Annotated in this window: 19 protein-coding genes; 10 read left to right on the forward strand and 9 right to left on the reverse strand. The window is 65.6% G+C overall.

The annotated features are described in order from the left end of the window. Nucleotides 1-2: 2 nt before the first annotated feature. The 3 genes from OU426_RS09125 to OU426_RS09135 all read right to left on the reverse strand — a co-directional run bounded on the left by OU426_RS09125 (nt 3) and on the right by OU426_RS09135 (nt 2,499). Nucleotides 3-998 carry a lysylphosphatidylglycerol synthase transmembrane domain-containing protein gene (locus OU426_RS09125; protein ID WP_267633630.1) on the reverse strand — a complete coding sequence of 332 codons (996 nt, stop codon included), beginning with the start codon at nt 996-998 and terminating at the stop codon, nt 3-5. Between the two features lie 167 nt (nt 999-1,165). Then, nucleotides 1,166-1,795, reverse strand: a complete 630-nt coding sequence (locus tag OU426_RS09130; RefSeq protein WP_267633631.1) for a 3-oxoacid CoA-transferase subunit B — start codon at nt 1,793-1,795, stop codon at nt 1,166-1,168. Continuing rightward, nucleotides 1,795-2,499, reverse strand: a complete 705-nt coding sequence (locus tag OU426_RS09135; protein ID WP_267633632.1) for a CoA transferase subunit A — start codon at nt 2,497-2,499, stop codon at nt 1,795-1,797. The genes OU426_RS09130 and OU426_RS09135 overlap by 1 nt, the downstream gene beginning before the upstream one ends. 124 nt (nt 2,500-2,623) lie before the next feature. Here OU426_RS09135 and OU426_RS09140 point away from each other — a divergent pair, with 124 nt between their 5' ends. After that, nucleotides 2,624-3,202 (forward strand): LuxR C-terminal-related transcriptional regulator, encoded by a 579-nt coding sequence (locus tag OU426_RS09140; RefSeq protein ID WP_267633633.1) that lies wholly within the window; start codon nt 2,624-2,626, stop codon nt 3,200-3,202. Nucleotides 3,203-3,270: 68 nt separating this feature from the next. Here the strand turns inward: OU426_RS09140 and topA are convergent, their stop codons facing one another. From topA to tldD, 6 genes are all read right to left on the reverse strand, one after another. Then, nucleotides 3,271-5,871 carry a type I DNA topoisomerase gene (topA, locus tag OU426_RS09145; RefSeq protein WP_267633634.1) on the reverse strand — a complete coding sequence of 867 codons (2,601 nt, stop codon included), beginning with the start codon at nt 5,869-5,871 and terminating at the stop codon, nt 3,271-3,273. Nucleotides 5,872-6,129: 258 nt separating this feature from the next. Then, entirely contained in the window at nt 6,130-7,257 is a 1,128-nt protein-coding gene (gene dprA, locus OU426_RS09150; RefSeq protein WP_267633635.1) for a DNA-processing protein DprA, read from the reverse strand. A 112-nt stretch (nt 7,258-7,369) separates the two neighbouring features. Beyond that, a complete protein-coding gene (locus tag OU426_RS09155; protein ID WP_267633636.1) occupies nt 7,370-7,951 on the reverse strand; it encodes a hypothetical protein in 582 nt (193 codons plus the stop codon). 9 nt (nt 7,952-7,960) lie between these two features. After that, entirely contained in the window at nt 7,961-8,569 is a 609-nt protein-coding gene (locus OU426_RS09160) for a hypothetical protein (RefSeq protein ID WP_267633637.1), read from the reverse strand. A 19-nt stretch (nt 8,570-8,588) separates the two neighbouring features. After that, nucleotides 8,589-9,185 carry a hypothetical protein gene (locus OU426_RS09165; RefSeq protein WP_267633638.1) on the reverse strand — a complete coding sequence of 199 codons (597 nt, stop codon included), beginning with the start codon at nt 9,183-9,185 and terminating at the stop codon, nt 8,589-8,591. Nucleotides 9,186-9,298: 113 nt separating this feature from the next. Beyond that, on the reverse strand, nt 9,299-10,720 hold the full coding sequence (tldD, locus tag OU426_RS09170) for a metalloprotease TldD (RefSeq protein ID WP_267633639.1): 1,422 nt from the start codon (nt 10,718-10,720) through the stop codon (nt 9,299-9,301). 187 nt (nt 10,721-10,907) lie between these two features. Here tldD and coxB point away from each other — a divergent pair, with 187 nt between their 5' ends. From coxB to OU426_RS09215, 9 genes are all read left to right on the forward strand, one after another. Next, entirely contained in the window at nt 10,908-11,789 is an 882-nt protein-coding gene (gene coxB, locus OU426_RS09175; RefSeq protein ID WP_267633640.1) for a cytochrome c oxidase subunit II, read from the forward strand. Nucleotides 11,790-11,851: 62 nt separating this feature from the next. Next, nucleotides 11,852-12,784, forward strand: coding sequence for a heme o synthase (gene cyoE, locus OU426_RS09180; protein WP_267633641.1), 933 nt, complete (start codon nt 11,852-11,854; stop codon nt 12,782-12,784). Beyond that, on the forward strand, nt 12,784-12,963 hold the full coding sequence (locus OU426_RS09185; protein ID WP_267633642.1) for a cytochrome c oxidase system small membrane protein: 180 nt from the start codon (nt 12,784-12,786) through the stop codon (nt 12,961-12,963). Before cyoE ends, OU426_RS09185 begins: the two co-directional genes overlap by 1 nt. Continuing rightward, nucleotides 12,960-13,541: a cytochrome c oxidase assembly protein gene (locus OU426_RS09190; RefSeq protein ID WP_267633643.1), complete on the forward strand. Its 582-nt coding sequence runs from the start codon at nt 12,960-12,962 to the stop codon at nt 13,539-13,541. Before OU426_RS09185 ends, OU426_RS09190 begins: the two co-directional genes overlap by 4 nt. A gap of 30 nt (nt 13,542-13,571) precedes the next feature. After that, a complete protein-coding gene (locus tag OU426_RS09195; protein WP_267633644.1) occupies nt 13,572-14,393 on the forward strand; it encodes a cytochrome c oxidase subunit 3 in 822 nt (273 codons plus the stop codon). 62 nt (nt 14,394-14,455) lie between these two features. Then, nucleotides 14,456-15,157 (forward strand): SURF1 family protein, encoded by a 702-nt coding sequence (locus OU426_RS09200; RefSeq protein WP_267633645.1) that lies wholly within the window; start codon nt 14,456-14,458, stop codon nt 15,155-15,157. Between the two features lie 9 nt (nt 15,158-15,166). Next, complete coding sequence (gene thrC / locus OU426_RS09205) at nt 15,167-16,555, forward strand: threonine synthase (RefSeq protein WP_267633646.1); 1,389 nt, start codon at nt 15,167-15,169, stop codon at nt 16,553-16,555. Beyond that, entirely contained in the window at nt 16,552-17,817 is a 1,266-nt protein-coding gene (locus OU426_RS09210) for a M16 family metallopeptidase (RefSeq protein WP_267633647.1), read from the forward strand. Before thrC ends, OU426_RS09210 begins: the two co-directional genes overlap by 4 nt. Beyond that, nucleotides 17,814-18,398, forward strand: a complete 585-nt coding sequence (locus tag OU426_RS09215) for a GNAT family N-acetyltransferase (RefSeq protein ID WP_267633648.1) — start codon at nt 17,814-17,816, stop codon at nt 18,396-18,398. The genes OU426_RS09210 and OU426_RS09215 overlap by 4 nt, the downstream gene beginning before the upstream one ends. Nucleotides 18,399-18,405 lie beyond the last annotated feature (7 nt).

Consider the following 18,405-nt stretch of genomic DNA (forward strand, 5'->3'; position numbering starts at 1 on the left):
TTCTAACCTCCGGTCGTGCGTCCGCCCCGTTCCGCGAAAGGGAAGGCCATGAGGCCGAGGAGGACGGCGAACCAGAGGGTCGTGAAACGGATCAGCGCAGTCGCGGCGATGGCGGCGGGCAGCGGAACGCCCGCGACCGTGATGAGCGCGACCATCGCGGCTTCGGCCCCGCCAAGCCCGCCCGGCGCGCCAGTGAGCCCGCCCGCGAGCGTCGAGAAGACGAAGATCGCGAGCGCGGTCGCAAAACCCACCTCGGCGCCGAGCCAGCCGAGGAGAAGATGAAAGGCCCAGATTTCCGCGAGCCAGCCCGCGAGGCCGAGGCAAAGCGCGCCTATCAAGACAGATGGCGCGCCGAAGGCGCCGAGCGAGAGCGCCGCGCGGCGGAGACGCGCCGTGAGCCGCGGGAAGCGGCGGCCGCTCAGGCGGTAGGCGAGGCCGACGAGCGTAGCGAGGAGGCGCGGGTGGGTGGCGGCGGCGGCGGAGCCGAGCGCCAGAAGCGCGATGGCGGGCGCGCCCGGAATGCGGATCGCGAAGGGAAGGGCGGTGGAGAGGAGGAGCGCCATTGCCGCGAGGTCGAAGGCGCGGTCGCCGAGGGCGGCGGGCGCGGCCCGCTCAACCGGTGCGTTCGCGGCCCGGGCGAGCCAGCGCAAGCGAACCAGCTCGCCGATCTTGCCCGGGGTCACGCTCATGGCGAAGCCGCCGAAATAATGCAGGAGCCCGGTGCGGGCCGGAACCTGAAGCCGGAGCGCGCGCGAGAAGACCTGCCAGCGTACGGCGCGCAAGAAGTAGTTCAGAAGCGAGAGCGCGAGGAGGAGCGCGATATTGTCCAGGGTGAGCCGGGCGGCGACCCGGCCGATCTCTGCCCAGTCGGTGCCACGGCTGACGCCGAGAAGTCCGATGGTGAGAAGGATGAGGAGACCGGCGACAAGGAGCCGGTCGCGCGCCCGCGAAGGGGGGCGCGGCAGCAGCGGTCCGGGGCCTGGAAAGTCTCTGCTCATCATTCATGAAGGAGCTAGAGACAGATTGGGGCAGCTTTATGGAGTTGTTTCGGAATTTCTTACAATCGCCGCCCAATTTCGACCCGCGCGGGGCGCGGGCCGATCCGTGCGAGGGGGCGCTGCCCCCTCGCGCTCCCCCGGGATATTTGCAAACGAAAGAAAGAAGGTCAGCCGACGATCGTGGCCTCGGTCGCGGCGCGCAAGTCTGCTTCGGTGACGCCGTCGGCGAGTTGGACGATCTTCAGCCCGCCCGGGACGACATCGAGGACGCCGAGGTTGGTGATGATGCGGTTCACCACGCCCTTGCCGGTCAGGGGCAGGGTGCAGGCTTTCAGCACCTTCGATTCCCCGTGTTTCGACGTGTGGTCCATGACGACGACCACGCGACCGACGCCTGCCACTAGGTCCATCGCGCCGCCCATGCCCTTGACGAGCTTGCCGGGGATCATCCAGTTGGCGAGGTCTCCGGTTTCAGAAACCTCCATGCCGCCGAGGATCGCCATGGCGATCTTGCCGCCGCGGATCATCGCGAAGGACTGGGCGCTGTCGAAATAGGCGGTTTGCGGCAGTTCGGTGATCGTCTGCTTGCCCGCGTTGATCAGGTCCGGGTCTTCCTCGCCCTCGTAGGGAAAGGGGCCCATGCCGAGCATGCCGTTTTCCGACTGCAAGGTCACCTCGACGCCCTTCGGGATATAGTTGGCCACCAGCGTCGGGATGCCGATGCCCAAATTCACATACCAGCCGTCCTGCAGTTCTTCGGCCGCGCGGGCGGCCATCTGGTCACGATCCCAGGGCATCAGACGGTCTCCTTCTTGCGGGTGGTGCGGTTCTCGATCCGCTTCTCATGGGCGCCTGCGATCAGCCGGTGCACATAGATGCCGGGCAGGTGGATCTTGTCAGGGTCGAGCGAGCCCAAGGGCACGATTTCCTCGACTTCGGCCACGCAGATCTTGCCGCAGGTCGCGGCTGGCGCGTTGAAGTTGCGCGCGGTCTTGCGGAAGACGAGGTTGCCCGATGGGTCGGCCTTCCAGGCCTTGACGATGGAGAGGTCGGCGACGATTCCGGTTTCGAGGATATAAGTGCGGCCGTTGAAGTCTTTGTGGTCCTTGCCCTCGGCGATCACCGTGCCGACGCCGGTCGCGGTGTAGAAGCCGGGGATGCCAGCGCCGCCCGCCCGCATCCGTTCGGCCAGAGTGCCTTGCGGGTTGAATTCCAGCTCCAGCTCTCCGCTGAGATACTGGCGCATGAATTCGGCATTCTCGCCCACGTAGGAGGAGATCATCTTCTTCACCTGCCGGGTGGCCAGAAGCTGGCCGAGGCCGAACCCGTCGACGCCGGCATTGTTGGACGCAATCGTCAGGTCCTTCGTTCCCGCATCGCGGATCGCCGCGATCAGGAGTTCCGGTATGCCGCAGAGGCCGAAGCCGCCGGCGGCGATCGTCATTCCGTCAAACAGCGCGCCTTCCAGCGCGGATGTCGCATCCTTGTAGACTTTCTTCACCGGCATCCTCCTTCCGATGTCGCCGTCCGCCGGAGGCCCGGCGCGCATTTCGGGGTGAAAGTGACGGATTGCCAGGCGCGCTGCCATCCGTAAGAATACGTAGATGGATACGTAGAGATTGGCGATGAAAACCGGGCACGGCGCGCTGGGGCGTGATTATGAACGGCTGGCTTTCCTGCATGCGCCGGATGCGACGCTGATCCTTGCCGACCGGGTGATCCTGCGCGCGAGCCTGCGGGTCATTGAGTTCTTCGGCTGGACGCCTGCGGAGCTTGAGGGCCAGTCGATCCGCCTGCTTTACCCCGGGCAGAGCGATTATCAGCTGATCGGCGAACGGGCACGCCGCGCGTTGCAGGCCGAGCCGGTTTATCGTGACGAACGGTTCATGCTGCGCAAGGACGGGCAGGTGGTATGGATGGAGGGCTGCGGCGTGGCGCTCGACCAGGCCGATCCACTAAGGCTTGCGATCTGGACCTACCGCCCGGCCGAGGAAAAGGCGGCCTTTGGCCCACTGACCGGCGCGGAAAAGCGCATTGCCCACTACCTGGTGAACGGCTTTACCAGCAAGGAGATCGCGCAGGCGCTCTCCTGCTCGCACCGCACCGTCGAAGTGCACCGCGCCAACATGATCCGCAAGATGGGGGTCAGGAACAGTTTCGAACTGGTCCGCAAGCTTCTGGCAGCACCGGACCTGCCGCACTGACTTCAGGCGGCAGCGTGCCACCCCTTGTCGCGAGGGGAGGGAGGCGTGTCGCGCCCCTTGCCCCGGTCCTAATCCGCCGCCGCCTTTGCGGCCTTTGGCTTGCCCTTCGCAGCGTCGGTTTTTGCAGCCTTGGTCTTGGTTGTCTTGGCCTTGGCCGCAGGCTTCGCCTTGGCGGCCGTCTTGCGGGCGGGTTTCTTGCCGCCCTTGGCGGCTTTCTCGGCGATCAGGGCAAGCGCTTCCTCAAGCGTCACCGTTGCCGGGTCAGCGCCCTTGGGCAGGGTGGCATTGACCTTTTCCCATTTGACATAGGGCCCGTACCGCCCGGCCATCACCTGGATCGGCCCGCCATCGGGATGGGTGCCAAGCTCGCGCAGGGCGGCGGGCGCGGAACCGCCGCGTCCGCCGCGCGCCGCCTTCTGGGCCAACACCTCGACGGCGCGGTTCATGCCGATGGTGAAAACCTCCTCGACATCGGGAATGTTCGCATAGGTCGTATTGTGCTTCACGTAAGGCCCGAAGCGGCCGATCCCGGCCTCGACCAGCGCGCCATCCTCAGGGTGGGCGCCGATATCGCGCGGCAGCGCCAGAAGCGCCAGCGCGCGATCGAGCGTGATCGTATCCGCGCCCCAACCCTTGGGCAGACTGGTGCGGTCGGGCTTGGGCTGGGCCTCGCTCGCCTCGCCGCGCTGGACATAAGGTCCGAAGCGGCCCGCACGGACGGTGATGTCATTTCCCTTTTCGTCCTGGCCGAGCACCTTGCCGTCGACCGCTGCTTCGTCGCCGTTCGGCGCGGAGATGGGGCGCGTGTAGCGGCAATCGGGATAGTTCGAGCAGCCGATGAAAGCCCCGCCCGACCGCGCGGTCTTGAGGTTCAGCCGCCCTTTGCCGCAGGTCGGGCAGAGGCGCGGGTCGCCACCATCTGCCCGGGCCGGGTAGAGGTGAGGCGCAAGGAAATCGTCGATCTTTTCAAGGACTTCGCCGATCCTGAGTTCCGATGTCTCGGCGATGGCGGCAGTGAAATCCCGCCAGAACCGGGCGAGAACCTCCTTGTAGTTCCGCTCGCCCGCCGAGATCTCGTCAAGCTCGTTCTCCAGATCGGCGGTGAAGTCATACTCGACATACCGGCGGAAGAAGTTGGTGAGGAAAGCCGTGACCAGCCGCCCCTTGTCTTCGGGGATCAGGCGGCCCTTGTCCTTGCGCACATAGTCGCGGTCCTGGATCGTGGTGACGATCGAGGCATAGGTGGAGGGGCGGCCGATCCCCAGTTCTTCCATCCTTTTCACCAAGGTCGCCTCGGTATAGCGCGGCGGTGGCTGGGTGAAATGCTGCTCGGGCGTGATGGTGCGTTTTTCGGCCGCCTCGCCTTCCATGATCTGCGGCAGGCGGGCGCTGTCCTCGCCCTCCTCGTCATCGCGGCCCTCATCATAGACTTTCAGGAAGCCGTCGAACATCACAACCTGGCCGGTGGCGCGCAGCTCGACCTCGCCGTCGGGGCTAGCCACGTCGACCGTCGTCCGTTCCAGCCGCGCCGCGGCCATCTGGCTGGCGATCGTGCGTTTCCAGATCAGGTCGTAGAGCTTCTTCTGGTCGTCTTCGAGGCGGAGTTTCTCGGGCGAGGCGGCCATGTCGGTTGGCCGTATACATTCGTGCGCTTCCTGGGCGTTCTTGGCCTTGTTCTTGTACATGCGCGGGCTGTCGGGCACGTAATCGGCGCCGAAGCGGCGCTTGATCTCGTCGCGCGCCGCCATCACCGCCTCGGGCGCCATGTCGATGCCATCGGTTCGCATATAGGTGATGTGACCGGCCTCGTAGAGCCGTTGGGCAGCCGACATCGTGGCCTTCGCCCCCATGCCATGTTTGCGGCTGGCTTCCTGTTGCAGCGTCGAGGTCATGAAAGGCGGGTAGGGATTGCGGGCGGCGGGCTTGGCCTCGACCCGTTTGACCGCCAATGTGCGGGATGTGACAGCCTGGACCGCAAGTTCGGCCGCGGTGGCATTGGCAATATCGTATTTGTCCAGTTTCTTGCCGCCGAGGACCGTGAGGCGTGCCTCGAAGTCCTGGCCGCGCGGGGTCTTCAGCAGTGCTTTGACCGTCCAATATTCGCGGGCGCGGAAGGCTTCGATCTCCAGTTCCCGCTCGACGATGAGGCGGAGGCAGACCGACTGGACCCGGCCGGCGGATTTCGCGCCGGGAAGCTTGCGCCAGAGCACGGGCGAGAGGTTGAAGCCCACGAGATAATCGAGCGCGCGGCGGGCGAGGTAGGCTTCGACCAGTTCCATGTCGACATCGCGCGGCTTGGCCATCGCCTCGGTGACGGCGGTCTTGGTGATGGCGTTGAAGGTGACGCGGCGGACGGTCTTGCCCTTCTTCAGGCTGGTGGCCAGCGCTTCCTTCAGATGCCAGGAGATGGCTTCCCCCTCGCGGTCGGGGTCGGTGGCGAGGATGAGCGTATCGTCGGTTTTCAGCGCTTCGGCGATGGCGCGCACATGCTTGCGGCTGTCGGCGGCCACTTCCCAGGTCATGCCGAATCCGTCGTCGGGATCGACCGATCCGTCCTTAGGTGGCAGGTCACGGACATGGCCGTAAGAGGCGAGGACCGTATAGTCGGAGCCGAGATATTTGTTGATTGTCTTGGCCTTGGCAGGAGATTCGACGACGACGACGGCCATAAGATCCTCGGGCGAAGCGGTTTTGCGATATGGGCGGCGAACATGGGGGGCGGGGAAGGGACTGTCAATGACATGCGGTCGCGAGCCGGCCGGGAGGGCGGCTCATCGAGCCCTTCGTGCTCTCTTCGCCGGTTGCGGAGGGTGCGTGGCGGCGTGCCAGCGGCTCTTCCGGCGCGACGCGCCGTCCCCGCCACGCCCGCCGTCTTCGCCTCGCCCGAGAAGCGCGCGCACGGGTGCGACGAGGGGCTGCGCCGCCCCTCAGATCCGGGACAGGAGCCCCCCCGGCGCCCGCTGTATCCGCCCGTCGAGTTCGAGCGTCAGCAGCTCTGGTGCCGCTTCGGCGGCGGTCAATGAGAGATCGCGCAGAAGCTGGTCTTCGGCGAGCGGGCTTGGCCCGAGGCGGTCAAGGATCAGCTGGTGGAGTGCCCGCATGTCGTGAGCCGGTGCGGGCGCGGCAGGCGCTGCGTCGTCTTGCGGGCGCGGCGGCGCGTTTGCGGTCACCTTGTCGAGCGCCAGCGCCTCAAGCACGTCCTCCGGCCCGCGCACCAAAGTCGCGCCGTCGCGGATCAGCGCGTTGCAGCCGCCCGCGCGGCCGTCGAATGGGTGGCCCGGCACGGCGAGGACTTCGCGCCCCTGATCGAGCGCGCATTTCGCGGTGATGAGGCTGCCCGAGGCATGTGCGGCCTCGACCACCACTACTGCTTTCGACAGACCGGAGATGATGCGGTTGCGCAACGGAAAATGGCGGGCGAGCGGTTCAAGGCCCATGGGCTGTTCGGAGAGGAGAAGCCCCTTGTCGTGCAAGGCGCCCGCGAGGCCCGCGTTCTCGGCCGGATAGATCACATCCACACCGCCCGCGAGTACCGCGACGGTGCCAGTCTCGACCGAGGCCGCATGGGCGGCGGCGTCGATACCGCGCGCGAGGCCGGAGACCACGGCGACGCCCGCCGCGCCGAGCCCTTCGGCGAGGCGCCGCGCCATCCGGGTGCCGAGCGAGGAGGCGTTCCTGGCGCCGACGAGCGCCACCATCGGCCGCGCCATCAGGCCGGGATCGCCCAAGGCCCATAGAAGCGGCGGCGCGTCGGAGAGGCGCGCCAGGTCGGCGGGATAGAAGCCATCGCCCTTGAGGATCATCTTGGCGCCGGCACGGCGCGCTGCCTTCATCTCGGCCAGTGCAACGCCTTCGGGGCAGGGTTCATAGCCTTCGACGCCCGCGGCGCGGGCAAGGTCGGGCAGCGCCAGAAGCGCGGCCGGAGCAGACCCATGTTCGGAAAGAAGCCGCCAGAAGGTCGAAGGACCGACCCGGCGGGAGCGAATGAGACGGAGCCACGACAGTCTGTCTTCTTCCGTGGTGGGTGGGGTGAAGGGGGTGGGGTAAGAGAACAAACCTTTTTCCCTCGTGCCTTCGCCTCATTCGCAAGGCCACCTTGCAACCTTAAGGTTAATCAATCGTTACGATTCGCGCGTTCCAACATGTGCCGCGCGAATTTTTCGCCCCTCAGCCAAAAGCGATGCAAAGACCGAGGCCGGGGTCGACCGACGTGGCCCGGTTCATTGTCCAGTCCTGCAGCCGCATGTCCGCCGCGCCGGGCATCGGCAGCGACGGATCGCGCTGCATCTCGGGATCGGGCCAGGTGATCCTGCCCGCCGCCACATCGGCATCGCAGAAGAGGCCCGGTTCGGCCTCGGGCGAGGCCGGATCGCCAAAGAGGATCTGATAGCGCCGGACCGCGATCTCGCCGTCCCACTGGCCGATGGTGAAGATCTCGTTGAAGATCACCTGATCGGGGATCACCGAACGGGTCTTCACAACCAGCGTTCCGTCGGCGGATGCCTCCATCGCGACCTCGTCGAAGATGCCGGTCAGGGCGGGATTGTCGACCCACGGATCACCACCCGCCTCGCCCTGGGCGCTTGCCGGGTCATATATCATGATCCGTGCCTGCCCATCTTCGCCCTCGTCAGTCAAGATCGCGGTGTAGGCTGAACCATCGGCCCATGTGCCCTCGACCCGGGCCAGTTCGCCCGCGGCGGCGGGAAGGCCGAGAAGAAGGAGGGAGACAGAAAGGAAGCTGCGCATGAGTGGTCCTCAGTCGGGGGCCGGGCAAAGCCCGAGTTCATAGATCGTGTCGGGGGTCCAGATCGCGGCATTGATCGCCTCGAACGCTGCGTCGATCCTGGTGTACGGCTTGCCGCCGACCACCGACAGGCCTTCCCAGACGTCCGCGACGCAGGAATAGCAGTTCGTCCCCCAGCAGGTGAAGGGATCGTCCGGCATCGAGGCCACCGCGTCAGGGCCGTTGTTGTAGGTCGCAAAGCCCATCACGGTGATCTGATTGTCCATATGCCGGATCGACAGGCGATCGGAATAGACGTGGCTTTCGTTCACCGTGAGGCCGTTCAGAAGAAGCTGGCCGTCCGGCGCGACCTCAAGCCAGTCCTTTGCCCCCGGCCGGGTGCTGGCATAGGCGATCTTCGGATTGTCGAAGGTCGGCTCAGTTGGCAGGCCATCAGCTGCCATTCCCTCATAGAGGCGCAGCCGCAGGTAATCTCCGTCCTGAGAGAGCACGGCGCGGTAATAGAAACCATTGTTCTGAGGCGCGGCCCAGTTGCCGGTCACGTCGCTCAGGATTGTGTCGGCCGCCGCGGGCAGGGCGCCGGCGAGGCTGGCCAGAAGTGGAAGCAGCGAAAGACGCATATCGTTACTCATTTCCCTTTCAAGGTTCGATTTCGCAAAGGCCCATCTCGTCGATCTTTGCGTCCTGCCAATCGGCGAGCGTGAAATCCGGCTTCCGCAGATCGGGAAGTGACATCCGCTCGCCCCAGAGCAGGAGGTCGCCTTTGAAGACGCTGAGGCTGCAGGTCGGACATTCCGTTCCGTAGCAGTTCAGAAGCTCGTCTTCGCTGTTCTGGGCTTTGGCGGAGAAATGGCCGCGGTAATAGCCGACGACAAGCAATCCCTCGGATGTCGAGGCGATGGCGGTACGCGTCACGATCAGGCCAGTGCCGTCGATCCCGCGGGTCATCAGTGAGAGCGTGCCGGCACCGTCAAACTCCAGCCACGCGCGGCCATCGGCGATCATCGCCGCGGTGCCAATGGCGGGATTGTCTAGGACGAGCGTGCCATCGGTCGCGCCCGGCGTCTCGCTTTCATAAATCCGCAGGCGCAGCGCCTCGCCGTCCTGAGAGAGAACGGCGCGGGCATAGGCGGCCATGTCTGGGGGCTGCCAGTTGCCCGAGGCCTCGGAAAGAATCGTTTCGGCCATGGCGGGCGTGGCCGCGCACAGCAGCAGGGACAGAAAAAGTCTATTCATCGGCGGATTGTCCGTCGGAGTGGGGGCGCAATCTCTTGCCGCCGCACCCTAGGCGGGCACCGTCGACCGTCAACGGTGGAATCCATGACCCAAGGATCGCCCGTCGGGAAACGTCAGGCGGCCGAGCCGCCGACCGTCAACCCGCCGATCATCAGCGTCGGCTGGCCGACGCCCACCGGCACCCATTGGCCCGCCTTGCCGCAATTGCCGATGCCGGGGTCCAGCGCCATGTCATTGCCGATCGCGCGGATCTGCTTCAGCGCGGTCGCCCCGTCGCCGATGAGCGTCGCGCCCTTCACCGGCTCGCCCACCACGCCGTTCCGCACACGGTAGGCCTCGGTGCAGTTGAAGACGAACTTGCCGTTGGTGATATCGACCTGTCCGCCGGAAAAGCCCACGGCATAGATCCCGTCCTTGAGGCTCGCGATAATGTCGGCTGGCTTGGCGCTGCCACCCAGCATGTAGGTATTGGTCATGCGCGGCATAGGGATATGGGCGTGGCTTTCGCGGCGGCCATTGCCCGTGGGCGTGACGCCCATCAGCCGGGCATTTTGGCGGTCCTGCATGTAGCCGACGAGGATGCCGTCCTCGATCAGCACGTTCCGGCCCGAGGGCGTGCCCTCGTCATCGACGGTGATCGAGCCGCGGCGGTCGGGGATGGTGCCATCGTCCAGAACCGTGACTCCGGGGGCGGCGACGCGGCTTCCCATCAGCCCGGCGAAGGCGGAGGTTTTCTTGCGGTTGAAGTCGCCTTCAAGGCCGTGCCCCACCGCCTCGTGCAGCAAAACCCCGGGCCAGCCGGGGCCGACGACCACATCCATCACGCCTGCAGGGGCCGCGACGGCACCAAGGTTCACAAGCGCAATGCGCAGCGCCTCGCGCGCCACGCCCTGCCAGTGGCCGGGTTCCATCAGCGCCTTCAGCCCCGACCGCCCGCCGCCACCATAGCCGCCGGATTCACGGCGGCCGTAGTCCTCGACGATGACCGAGATGTTCAGTCGCGACATGGGGCGGATGTCCGACACCAGCCCGCCCTCCGGACGCAGGATGAAGACCTCTTGCAACGAAGCCGCCAGCGTCGCCGACACCTGCACCACGCGGGGGTCGAGCGCGCGGGCGAAGGCGTCGATCTCGCGCAGCGTCTCGACCTTCAGTCCGAAGGTCGCGTCCAGCATCGGATCGGCGTCCGAGTAGAGCCGCCGGTTTGTGCCCGTGGGCGCCGTGGCCAAAGTGCCGCCGCCGTCGCCCACCGCAAGCCGCGCGGTTTCGGCGGCGCGCAGGAGCGCGGCCTCGGAAATCTCGGTCGAATGGCCGTAACCCGCGACCTCGCCGTTGACCGCGCGCAGACCGAACCCCTCGGAGGCATCGTAGCTCGCGTTCTTCAGCCGCCCGTCATCGAAGACGAGCCCTTCGGACCGCTTCCGTTCCAGGAACAGTTCCCCATCGTCGGCGCCCGCCACCGCCTGCCGGAGAATCGCAAGCGCGCGGCCCTCGTCGATATGGGTCTCGAAGGGGCGGAATCTGTCGTCGCTCATGCCGATCCTCTGTCTCCCCCGGCCACGGCCCCGCGGCTGGGACAAAAAGCGGCACATGGCCGCGATGGTTTTGCTTGTCGCTCTGTCTCTAATATGATTTTAGAGGGCGCGGATACAACCGGCCCCGCGCGAAAGGGAAGCGATGGGTCGGGGCGGCGCAAAGCCGCTTGAGGAACGGGAACACGACATGCGTTTTGCGAAACATCTTGCGGGCCTCGCGGCCGGTTTCACCTCGATGGGCCTTGCGGTCGCGGCCTTCGCCCAGGACGGGATCTCCGGTCTTGAGTCAATCGGCAAACCGGTTGCCGACGATGCGGGCTTCCTGCCGGCGGCCACCGGCTTTCAGCCGGCCGTGACCGAACTGGCGCGCGATCAGCAGTGGCTGGATCACTGGCTGCTGTGGCTGTGCATCATTGTCTCGGCCTTCGTTATGCTGCTCCTGCTGACCGTGATCCTGCGGTTCAACAGCCGCGCGAACCCGACGCCCGCCAAGTTCACGCACAATACGCCCCTCGAAATCGTCTGGACGCTGGTTCCGGTGCTAATCCTCGTGGTCCTTGGCGCCAACTCGCTGCCGATCCTCTTCAAGCAGCAGGAAATCCCGGTTGCGGACGTGACGATCAAGGCGACGGGCAACCAGTGGTTCTGGTCCTATGAATATCCTGACGAAGGCGTCGCCTTCGACAGCTTCCTCCTCGACAAGACCGCGCTGGCGGCGAACGGCTACAGCGAGGACGAATATCTTCTCGCCACCGACAATGCTGTCGTCGTTCCGGTGAACAAGACCGTCGTTGTCCAGGTTACGGCAAGTGACGTGATCCACTCCTGGACCGTCCCCGCTTTCGCCGTGAAACAGGACGGCGTGCCGGGGCGGATCGCCGAACTGTGGTTCAAGGCCGAGAAGGAAGGCGTCTATTTCGGCCAGTGCTCGGAACTGTGCGGCAAGGACCATGCCTATATGCCGATCACCGTGAAGGTGGTGAGCGAGCAGGTCTACAACGAGTGGCTCGCCCGCACCAAGACCGCTGACGCGGGCACGTCGGCGCCGGTCGCCGTCGCCTCGAACTGAGCTGCCGCACGGCTGATCCACGTCGGGGCGCCGCGAGGGCGCCCCTCGCCATCGGGGAAGGTATGAGCGACTTCAGCGCCATCGACACGGGCAAGGAAGCGGGGGCGGGTGATTTCCTCCAGCTTCTGAAGCCGCGCGTGATGTCCTTGGTGGTCTTCACCGCGCTTGTGGGTCTTCTGGTCGCGCCAGTCTCGGTCCATCCGTTCGTCGCCTTCACCGCGATCCTCTTCATCGCGCTCGGCGGCGGCGCCTCGGGCGCCCTGAACATGTGGTACGATGCCGACATCGACCGCATCATGCGCCGCACCCAGAACCGCCCGGTGCCCGCAGGCCGCATCTCGGAAGGCGAGGCTTTGGGGTTCGGCCTGGCGCTGTCGCTCATCTCCTGCCTGATGCTCGGACTTGCGGCGAACTGGTTCGCGGGCGCGTTCCTTGCCTTCACCATCTTCTTCTATGTCGTGATCTACACGATGTGGCTGAAACGCTCGACCCCGCAGAACATCGTGATCGGCGGCGCGGCGGGCGCCTTCCCGCCGATGATCGGCTGGGCGGTCGCCACCGGCGGCGTCAGCCTCGAATCGATCCTGATGTTTGCGCTGATCTTCATGTGGACGCCGCCGCATTTCTGGGCGCTCGCGCTTTTCATGAAGGACGATTATTCCAAGGCCGGCGTGCCGATGCTGACCGTGACCCATGGCCGGCCCGCGACGCGCCGCCATATCCTGATCTATACGCTCGCGCTTGTACCCTTCGCGCTGGCGCTCGGCTTCACTTCGATCGGCGGGCCGGTCTATCTGGCGATTTCCGTCGCGCTGAACCTCTGGTTCATCAAGGGCGCCATCGGCATCTTCCGCCGCGACGAGGCGCAGGCCGAGGCTGACAAGTACCGGTCCGAGAAGGCCTTCTTCGCCTTTTCGCTCGCCTATCTCTTCCTGCACTTCGGCGCGCTCCTGGTCGAGAAAAGCCTCGCCGCCTACGGCATGGGGGGCTGGTGATGGCGCTTCAGGTCGAGCATGAACTGCACCGCCGCCGTTTCGGGCGGAACATCGCGCTCGGTGCGGCGCTCGGCGCCTTCGTGCTTCTGGTCTTCGTCCTCACCATCGTGAAAGTTTCGCGTCAGGATGAGCACGGCAATCCGCCGGGCATGGTCTCGACGACGGAGGCCGGGCAATGAGCACGCGCCCCGGTCAGAACGGACGCCTCGCGCTGATGCTCTTGGGCGTCGTGGCGACCATGGTCAGCCTCAGCTTTGCAGCCGTACCCTTCTATTCCTGGTTCTGCCGGGTGACCGGCTTTGCCGGCACGCCGCAGACAGCCGCGACGGCGACGGGCGAGATTCTCGATCAGACGATCACCGTGCGCTTCGACGCAAATACCGGCAATGGCATGCCTTGGGAATTCCGGCCGGTCGTCAACCAGATGGAAATCCGGATCGGCGAACAGGGCATGGCCTTCTATGAGGCCTATAACCCCACCGACCGCGTGATTGCCGGGACTGCCAGCTACAATGTCTCGCCCGATATCGCAGGGGCCTATTTCACCAAAATCCAGTGCTTCTGCTTCACCGAACAGGTCCTGGAGCCGGGCGAACGGGTCGAGATGCCGGTCATCTTCTTCGTCGACCCGGAGATCACCCGCGACACCGACACGATGCAGGTGAAACATATCACTCTGTCCTACACATTCTATGAGACCGAACTGCCGGACGCGCAGGCGAGCCTTTCGCCCGGCGCAAAGGCTCCCTATAACTGAGAAAACCGAGGCCCAAACAGGGTAACCGACATGGCGCATGCAAAGAACCACGACTACCACATTCTGAAACCTTCGATCTGGCCGCTTCTGGGCGCGGTCGGCGGCTTCACCATGCTGTTCGGGGCGGTGCTCTGGATGCACGGGATCACGCCCTGGATGTTCCTCATCGGGCTCGCGCTCGTTGCCTATGTGATGTTCGGCTGGTGGTCGGACGTGGTGCATGAGGGCAATACCGGCGATCATACGCCGGTCGTCCGCATCGGCCTGCGCTACGGGTTCATCCTGTTCATCATGTCCGAGGTCATGTTCTTCTCGGCCTGGTTCTGGACCTTCTTCAAGCATGCGCTGTACCCGATGGGGCCGCTGAGCCCGGCGGTCGACGGCGTCTGGCCGCCCGAAGGGATCACGGTCTTCGATCCCTGGCACCTGCCCTTGATCAACACGCTGATCCTGCTCTGCTCGGGCGCTGCCGCGACCTGGGCCCACCATGCGATCGCGCATGAGAACAACCGCAAGGACATGATCAACGGCCTGATGCTGGCGGTCGCCCTTGGCGCGCTCTTCACCTTCTTCCAGGCCTATGAGTACAGCCATGCCGCCTTCGGCTTTGCCGGCAACATCTATGGCGCCTCGTTCTTCATGGCGACGGGCTTCCACGGCGCGCATGTGATCATCGGCACGATCTTCCTGCTCGTGTGCATGTTCCGCGCGATGAAGGGCCATTTCACCCCCGAACAGCATGTGGGCTTCGAGGCTGCCGCCTGGTACTGGCACTTCGTCGATGTGGTCTGGCTTTTCCTCTTCGCCGCGATCTACATCTGGGGCAGCCACGGCGCCGTGGTCGGCGGCTGAGGTTCCGAGAGACGGATATGAAGGCGCGGGGGCATTCCCCCGCGCTTTTTCTTTGAAGGTGCGTGATGCGGCGTCTGGCCTTTCCCCTGATCCTCGGACTTGTCGGTGTGGCGATCCTGCTGGCGCTCGGCCAATGGCAACTCAGGCGGCTGGCCTGGAAAGAGGCGGTCATCGCCGATATCGAGGCGCGGATCACCGCAAGCCCTGTTGAACTGCCGCCCGCCCCGGCGCTCGACCCCGGACGCGACCGCTATCTGCCGGTTAAGGTCACCGGCCGCACGACGGGCGAGGAAATCCGCGTCCTTTCAGGCAAGAAGGATGTGGGCGGGGGCTATGAGATCATCGCGGCTTTCGAGACCGACGGTGGCCGCCGCATCCTCCTAGACCGGGGGTTCGTGCCCGAGGCGGGGCGCGATGCCACCCGCCCGCCGGTCGCCCTGACGGTCACCGGCAATTTGCATTGGCCGGACGAGGCCGACAGCTACACGCCCGCACCCGATCCCGCGAACCGCCTGTGGTTTGCCCGCGACGTGGCCACCATGTCGGAAGAGCTGAAAACCGAACCCGTTCTTGTCGTCCTCAGAACGGCGGAGGGCGACGCGCAGTCTATTCTGCCCGTGCCGGTCGACACGAGCGGTATCCCCAACGACCACCTCAACTATGCGATCACCTGGTTTTCGCTGGCGGGGGTCTGGGCGGCGATGAGCGGATACCTTGTCTGGCGCACGGCGCGGACAAGGGATATTGGGCAGGGGAAGGCCTGAGGAGAGACGATGCGCTATATTTCGACACGCGGCACGGCGCCGGTTCTGAACTTCGGCGAGGCGATGCTGACCGGCCTTGCGCGTGATGGCGGGCTTTATGTGCCCGAAACCGTGCCGGTGATGAATGCGGCCGACATCGCCGCGCTGGCGGGTCTTTCGTACGAGGAGGCGGCGTTTCGCGTGATGCGGCCCTTCGTCGGCGATGCCTTCAGCGACGAGGAATTCCAGACTGCCATCGCCAAGGCCTATCAGGCTTTCGGCCATGCCGCCCGGGCGCCCCTGGTGCAGCTCGCACCCAACCATTTCCTCCTTGAACTCTTCCACGGCCCGACCCTGGCGTTCAAGGATTTCGCCATGCAGCTGATCGGCCAGCTCTTCCAGATCGCGCTGGCGCGCGAGGGGCGCCGGATTTCGATCGTCGGCGCGACCAGCGGCGACACCGGATCGGCCGCGATCGAGGCCTTCCGGGGCCTCGACAATGTCGATGTTTTCATCCTCTACCCCCATGGCCGCGTGTCGGAGGTTCAGCGCCGCCAGATGACGACGCCGTCCGAGGCCAATGTCCACGCGCTCGCCGTCGACGGCACGTTCGACGATTGCCAGTCGCGGCTGAAGGACATGTTCAACGACTTCACCTTTCGCGACGAGGTAGGCCTTGCCGGGGTCAATTCGATCAACTGGGCGCGGGTTCTGGCGCAGGTGGTCTATTACTTCACCTCCGCCGTCTCGCTCGGCGCGCCGCACCGCAAGGTCAGCTTCACCGTGCCCACTGGCAATTTCGGCGATATCTATGCGGGCTTCATTGCCCGGCGCATGGGTCTGCCGATCGAGAAGCTGGTGGTGGCCACCAACCAGAACGACATATTGCACCGCTGCCTGACCGGCGGGCGCTACCAGATGGGCGAGGTCCACCCCTCGATCAGCCCGTCGATGGACATCCAGATCTCGTCGAACTTCGAACGCGCGCTCTTCGACGCCTATGGCCGCGACGGAGGCGCCGTGGCGCAGCTGATGGACGAACTGAAGGCCACGGGCGGCTTTGCCGTCAGCCAGGGCGCGCTGGAGGCCCTCCGCGCCACCTTCGCCTCGGGCCGGGTGTCGGAAGAGGAAACCTTGGCCGCAATCCGGGCAGAACGCGCGACCTCGGGCGAACTGCTTTGCCCGCATTCGGCGATTGGCGTAAAGGTGGCGAACGACCATCTTGGCCCGACGCCCATGATCACGCTTGCCACCGCGCACCCCGCAAAATTCCCCGATGCCGTCGAGGGTGCGACCGGCCTCCGCCCCGGCCTGCCCGCGCGCATGGCCGATCTGTTCGAACGTCCGGAACGGGTAACCAGGGTAAAGAATGATCTCGCCGCGCTGGAAGCGCTTGTCCGGGAAAGACGCCGCCGTTGAGAACTGACCTTACAACCCTGCCGAACGGTCTCCGCATCGTTTCCGAACGGATGCCCGGCCTCGCCTCTGCCGCCGTCGGCCTTTGGGTCACGGCGGGCGGGCGGCATGAACGCCCCGAGCAGAACGGCGTCGCGCATTTCCTCGAACATATGGCCTTCAAGGGGACCGAGCGGCGCAGTGCCCTGCGGATCGCCGAGGAAATCGAGGATGTGGGAGGCTATATCAACGCCTATACCTCGCGCGAGATGACCGCCTTTTACGCCCGCGTGCTGGAGGCGGACGTGGGCCTCGCGCTCGACGTGATCGCCGATATCGTGCTGAACCCGGCCTTCGACAAGAAGGAGATCGAGGTCGAGCGCCATGTGATCTTGCAGGAAATCGGTCAGGCGCTTGATACACCGGACGACATCATTTTCGACTGGCTGCAGGAAGCCGCCTACCCGGATCAGGCGATGGGCCGCACGATCCTTGGCCCCGCCGAACGGGTGCAGGCCTTCGGCCGCAAGGATTTCCGCACCTTCGTTGATGCGCATTACGGGCCCGAACGGATGATCCTGTCAGCGGCGGGCGCCGTCGATCACGCCGAACTCGTCCGACTTGCAGAAGCGACATTCGGCAATCTGTCGGCGAAACCGGGCCCCCATCCGGAACCTGCCCGCTGGCAGGGTGGCGAGCGGCACGAGGTGAAGGACCTTGAACAGGTGCATTTCGCCATGGGCTTCCGTGGCCCGGCCTACCGTGATGCTGACGCCCATGCCGCGCAGGTATACGCGATGGCGCTTGGCGGCGGCATGTCCTCGCGCCTATTCCAGAAGCTGCGCGAGGAACGCGGGCTCTGCTATTCGATCTATGCCCAGGCAGGCAGCTACGACGATACCGGCATGATCACGCTTTATGCGGGCACCTCGGCAGAAGAGATCGGCGATCTCGCGATGCTGACGATGGACGAGCTGAAGCGCGCGGCCTCCGACATGACCGAGGCGGAAGTGGCGCGCGCGAAGGCGCAGCTGAAGGCGGGCCTGTTGATGGGCCTTGAAAGCCCGTCGTCGCGCGCCGAACGGATGGCGCGCTATCTGGCGATCTGGGGGAGGGTGCCGGGGCTTGATGAAGCCACGGCCGAGATCGACGGGGTTACGACCGAGGCGGTGCGCGCTTTCGGCGAAAGGCTCGCAGGCGGGGCCGAGGCCGCGCTTGCGCTCTACGGACCGGTGGGCGGCGCCCCCGGACTGGACGCCCTGCACGCGAGGCTCGGGCAAGGATGAGCTTCCTGCGCCGCCGCCCGAGGCTCGAGACCGAGCGGCTGACCCTGCGCCTGCCGCAGCATTCCGACTATCGCGGCTGGGCGGCGCTTCGAGAGGCGAGCCGTGATTTCCTCAGCCCATGGGACCCGGTCTGGGCGGCCGATGCCCTGTCACGCAAGGCCTTCACCAACCGCGTCTATTGGGCAGCGCGCGCCGAGGCGGCGGGTACGGCAGTACCGCTTCTTCTGGTCCGCCGTGCGGACGAGGCGCTGATCGGCGGCGTCACACTCGACAATATCCGCCGGGGGCCCGCGCAGGCAGGCACGCTTGGCTATTGGGTCGGCGCGCCGCATGCACGGAAGGGCTATATGCGCGAGGCGCTGGAGGCCTTGGTGCACTATGCCTTCACCGATCTTGACCTGTCGCGGCTGGAAGCGGGCTGCCTGCCGGAAAACACCGCCTCGCGCGGGGTGCTGGAAAAGGTCGGCTTCAAGTATGAGGGCGTGGCGCAAAGCTATCTGCAGATCAACGGCCGCTGGCGCAATCACGTGCTTTACGCCAATCTGAGGGCTGACCGGCGCGGCCGCACCGACGCCGGGTGATCTTTCC

The organism is Frigidibacter sp. RF13 (assembly GCF_026626305.1).
Lineage (GTDB): Bacteria > Pseudomonadota > Alphaproteobacteria > Rhodobacterales > Rhodobacteraceae > TMP-24.

Coding starts and splice junctions, on each gene's coding strand:
- OU426_RS09125 (WP_267633630.1), bottom strand. CDS start 998: ATGAGCAGAGACTTTCCAGGCCCCGGACCGCTGCTGCCGCGCCCCCCT.
- OU426_RS09185 (WP_267633642.1), top strand. CDS start 12,784: ATGGCGCTTCAGGTCGAGCATGAACTGCACCGCCGCCGTTTCGGGCGG.
- OU426_RS09155 (WP_267633636.1), bottom strand. CDS start 7,951: ATGCGCAGCTTCCTTTCTGTCTCCCTCCTTCTTCTCGGCCTTCCCGCC.
- OU426_RS09160 (WP_267633637.1), bottom strand. CDS start 8,569: ATGCGTCTTTCGCTGCTTCCACTTCTGGCCAGCCTCGCCGGCGCCCTG.
- coxB (WP_267633640.1), top strand. CDS start 10,908: ATGCGTTTTGCGAAACATCTTGCGGGCCTCGCGGCCGGTTTCACCTCG.
- OU426_RS09140 (WP_267633633.1), top strand. CDS start 2,624: ATGAAAACCGGGCACGGCGCGCTGGGGCGTGATTATGAACGGCTGGCT.
- OU426_RS09130 (WP_267633631.1), bottom strand. CDS start 1,795: ATGCCCTGGGATCGTGACCAGATGGCCGCCCGCGCGGCCGAAGAACTG.
- topA (WP_267633634.1), bottom strand. CDS start 5,871: ATGGCCGTCGTCGTCGTCGAATCTCCTGCCAAGGCCAAGACAATCAAC.
- thrC (WP_267633646.1), top strand. CDS start 15,167: ATGCGCTATATTTCGACACGCGGCACGGCGCCGGTTCTGAACTTCGGC.
- cyoE (WP_267633641.1), top strand. CDS start 11,852: ATGAGCGACTTCAGCGCCATCGACACGGGCAAGGAAGCGGGGGCGGGT.
- OU426_RS09165 (WP_267633638.1), bottom strand. CDS start 9,185: ATGAATAGACTTTTTCTGTCCCTGCTGCTGTGCGCGGCCACGCCCGCC.
- tldD (WP_267633639.1), bottom strand. CDS start 10,720: ATGAGCGACGACAGATTCCGCCCCTTCGAGACCCATATCGACGAGGGC.
- OU426_RS09190 (WP_267633643.1), top strand. CDS start 12,960: ATGAGCACGCGCCCCGGTCAGAACGGACGCCTCGCGCTGATGCTCTTG.
- OU426_RS09215 (WP_267633648.1), top strand. CDS start 17,814: ATGAGCTTCCTGCGCCGCCGCCCGAGGCTCGAGACCGAGCGGCTGACC.
- OU426_RS09195 (WP_267633644.1), top strand. CDS start 13,572: ATGGCGCATGCAAAGAACCACGACTACCACATTCTGAAACCTTCGATC.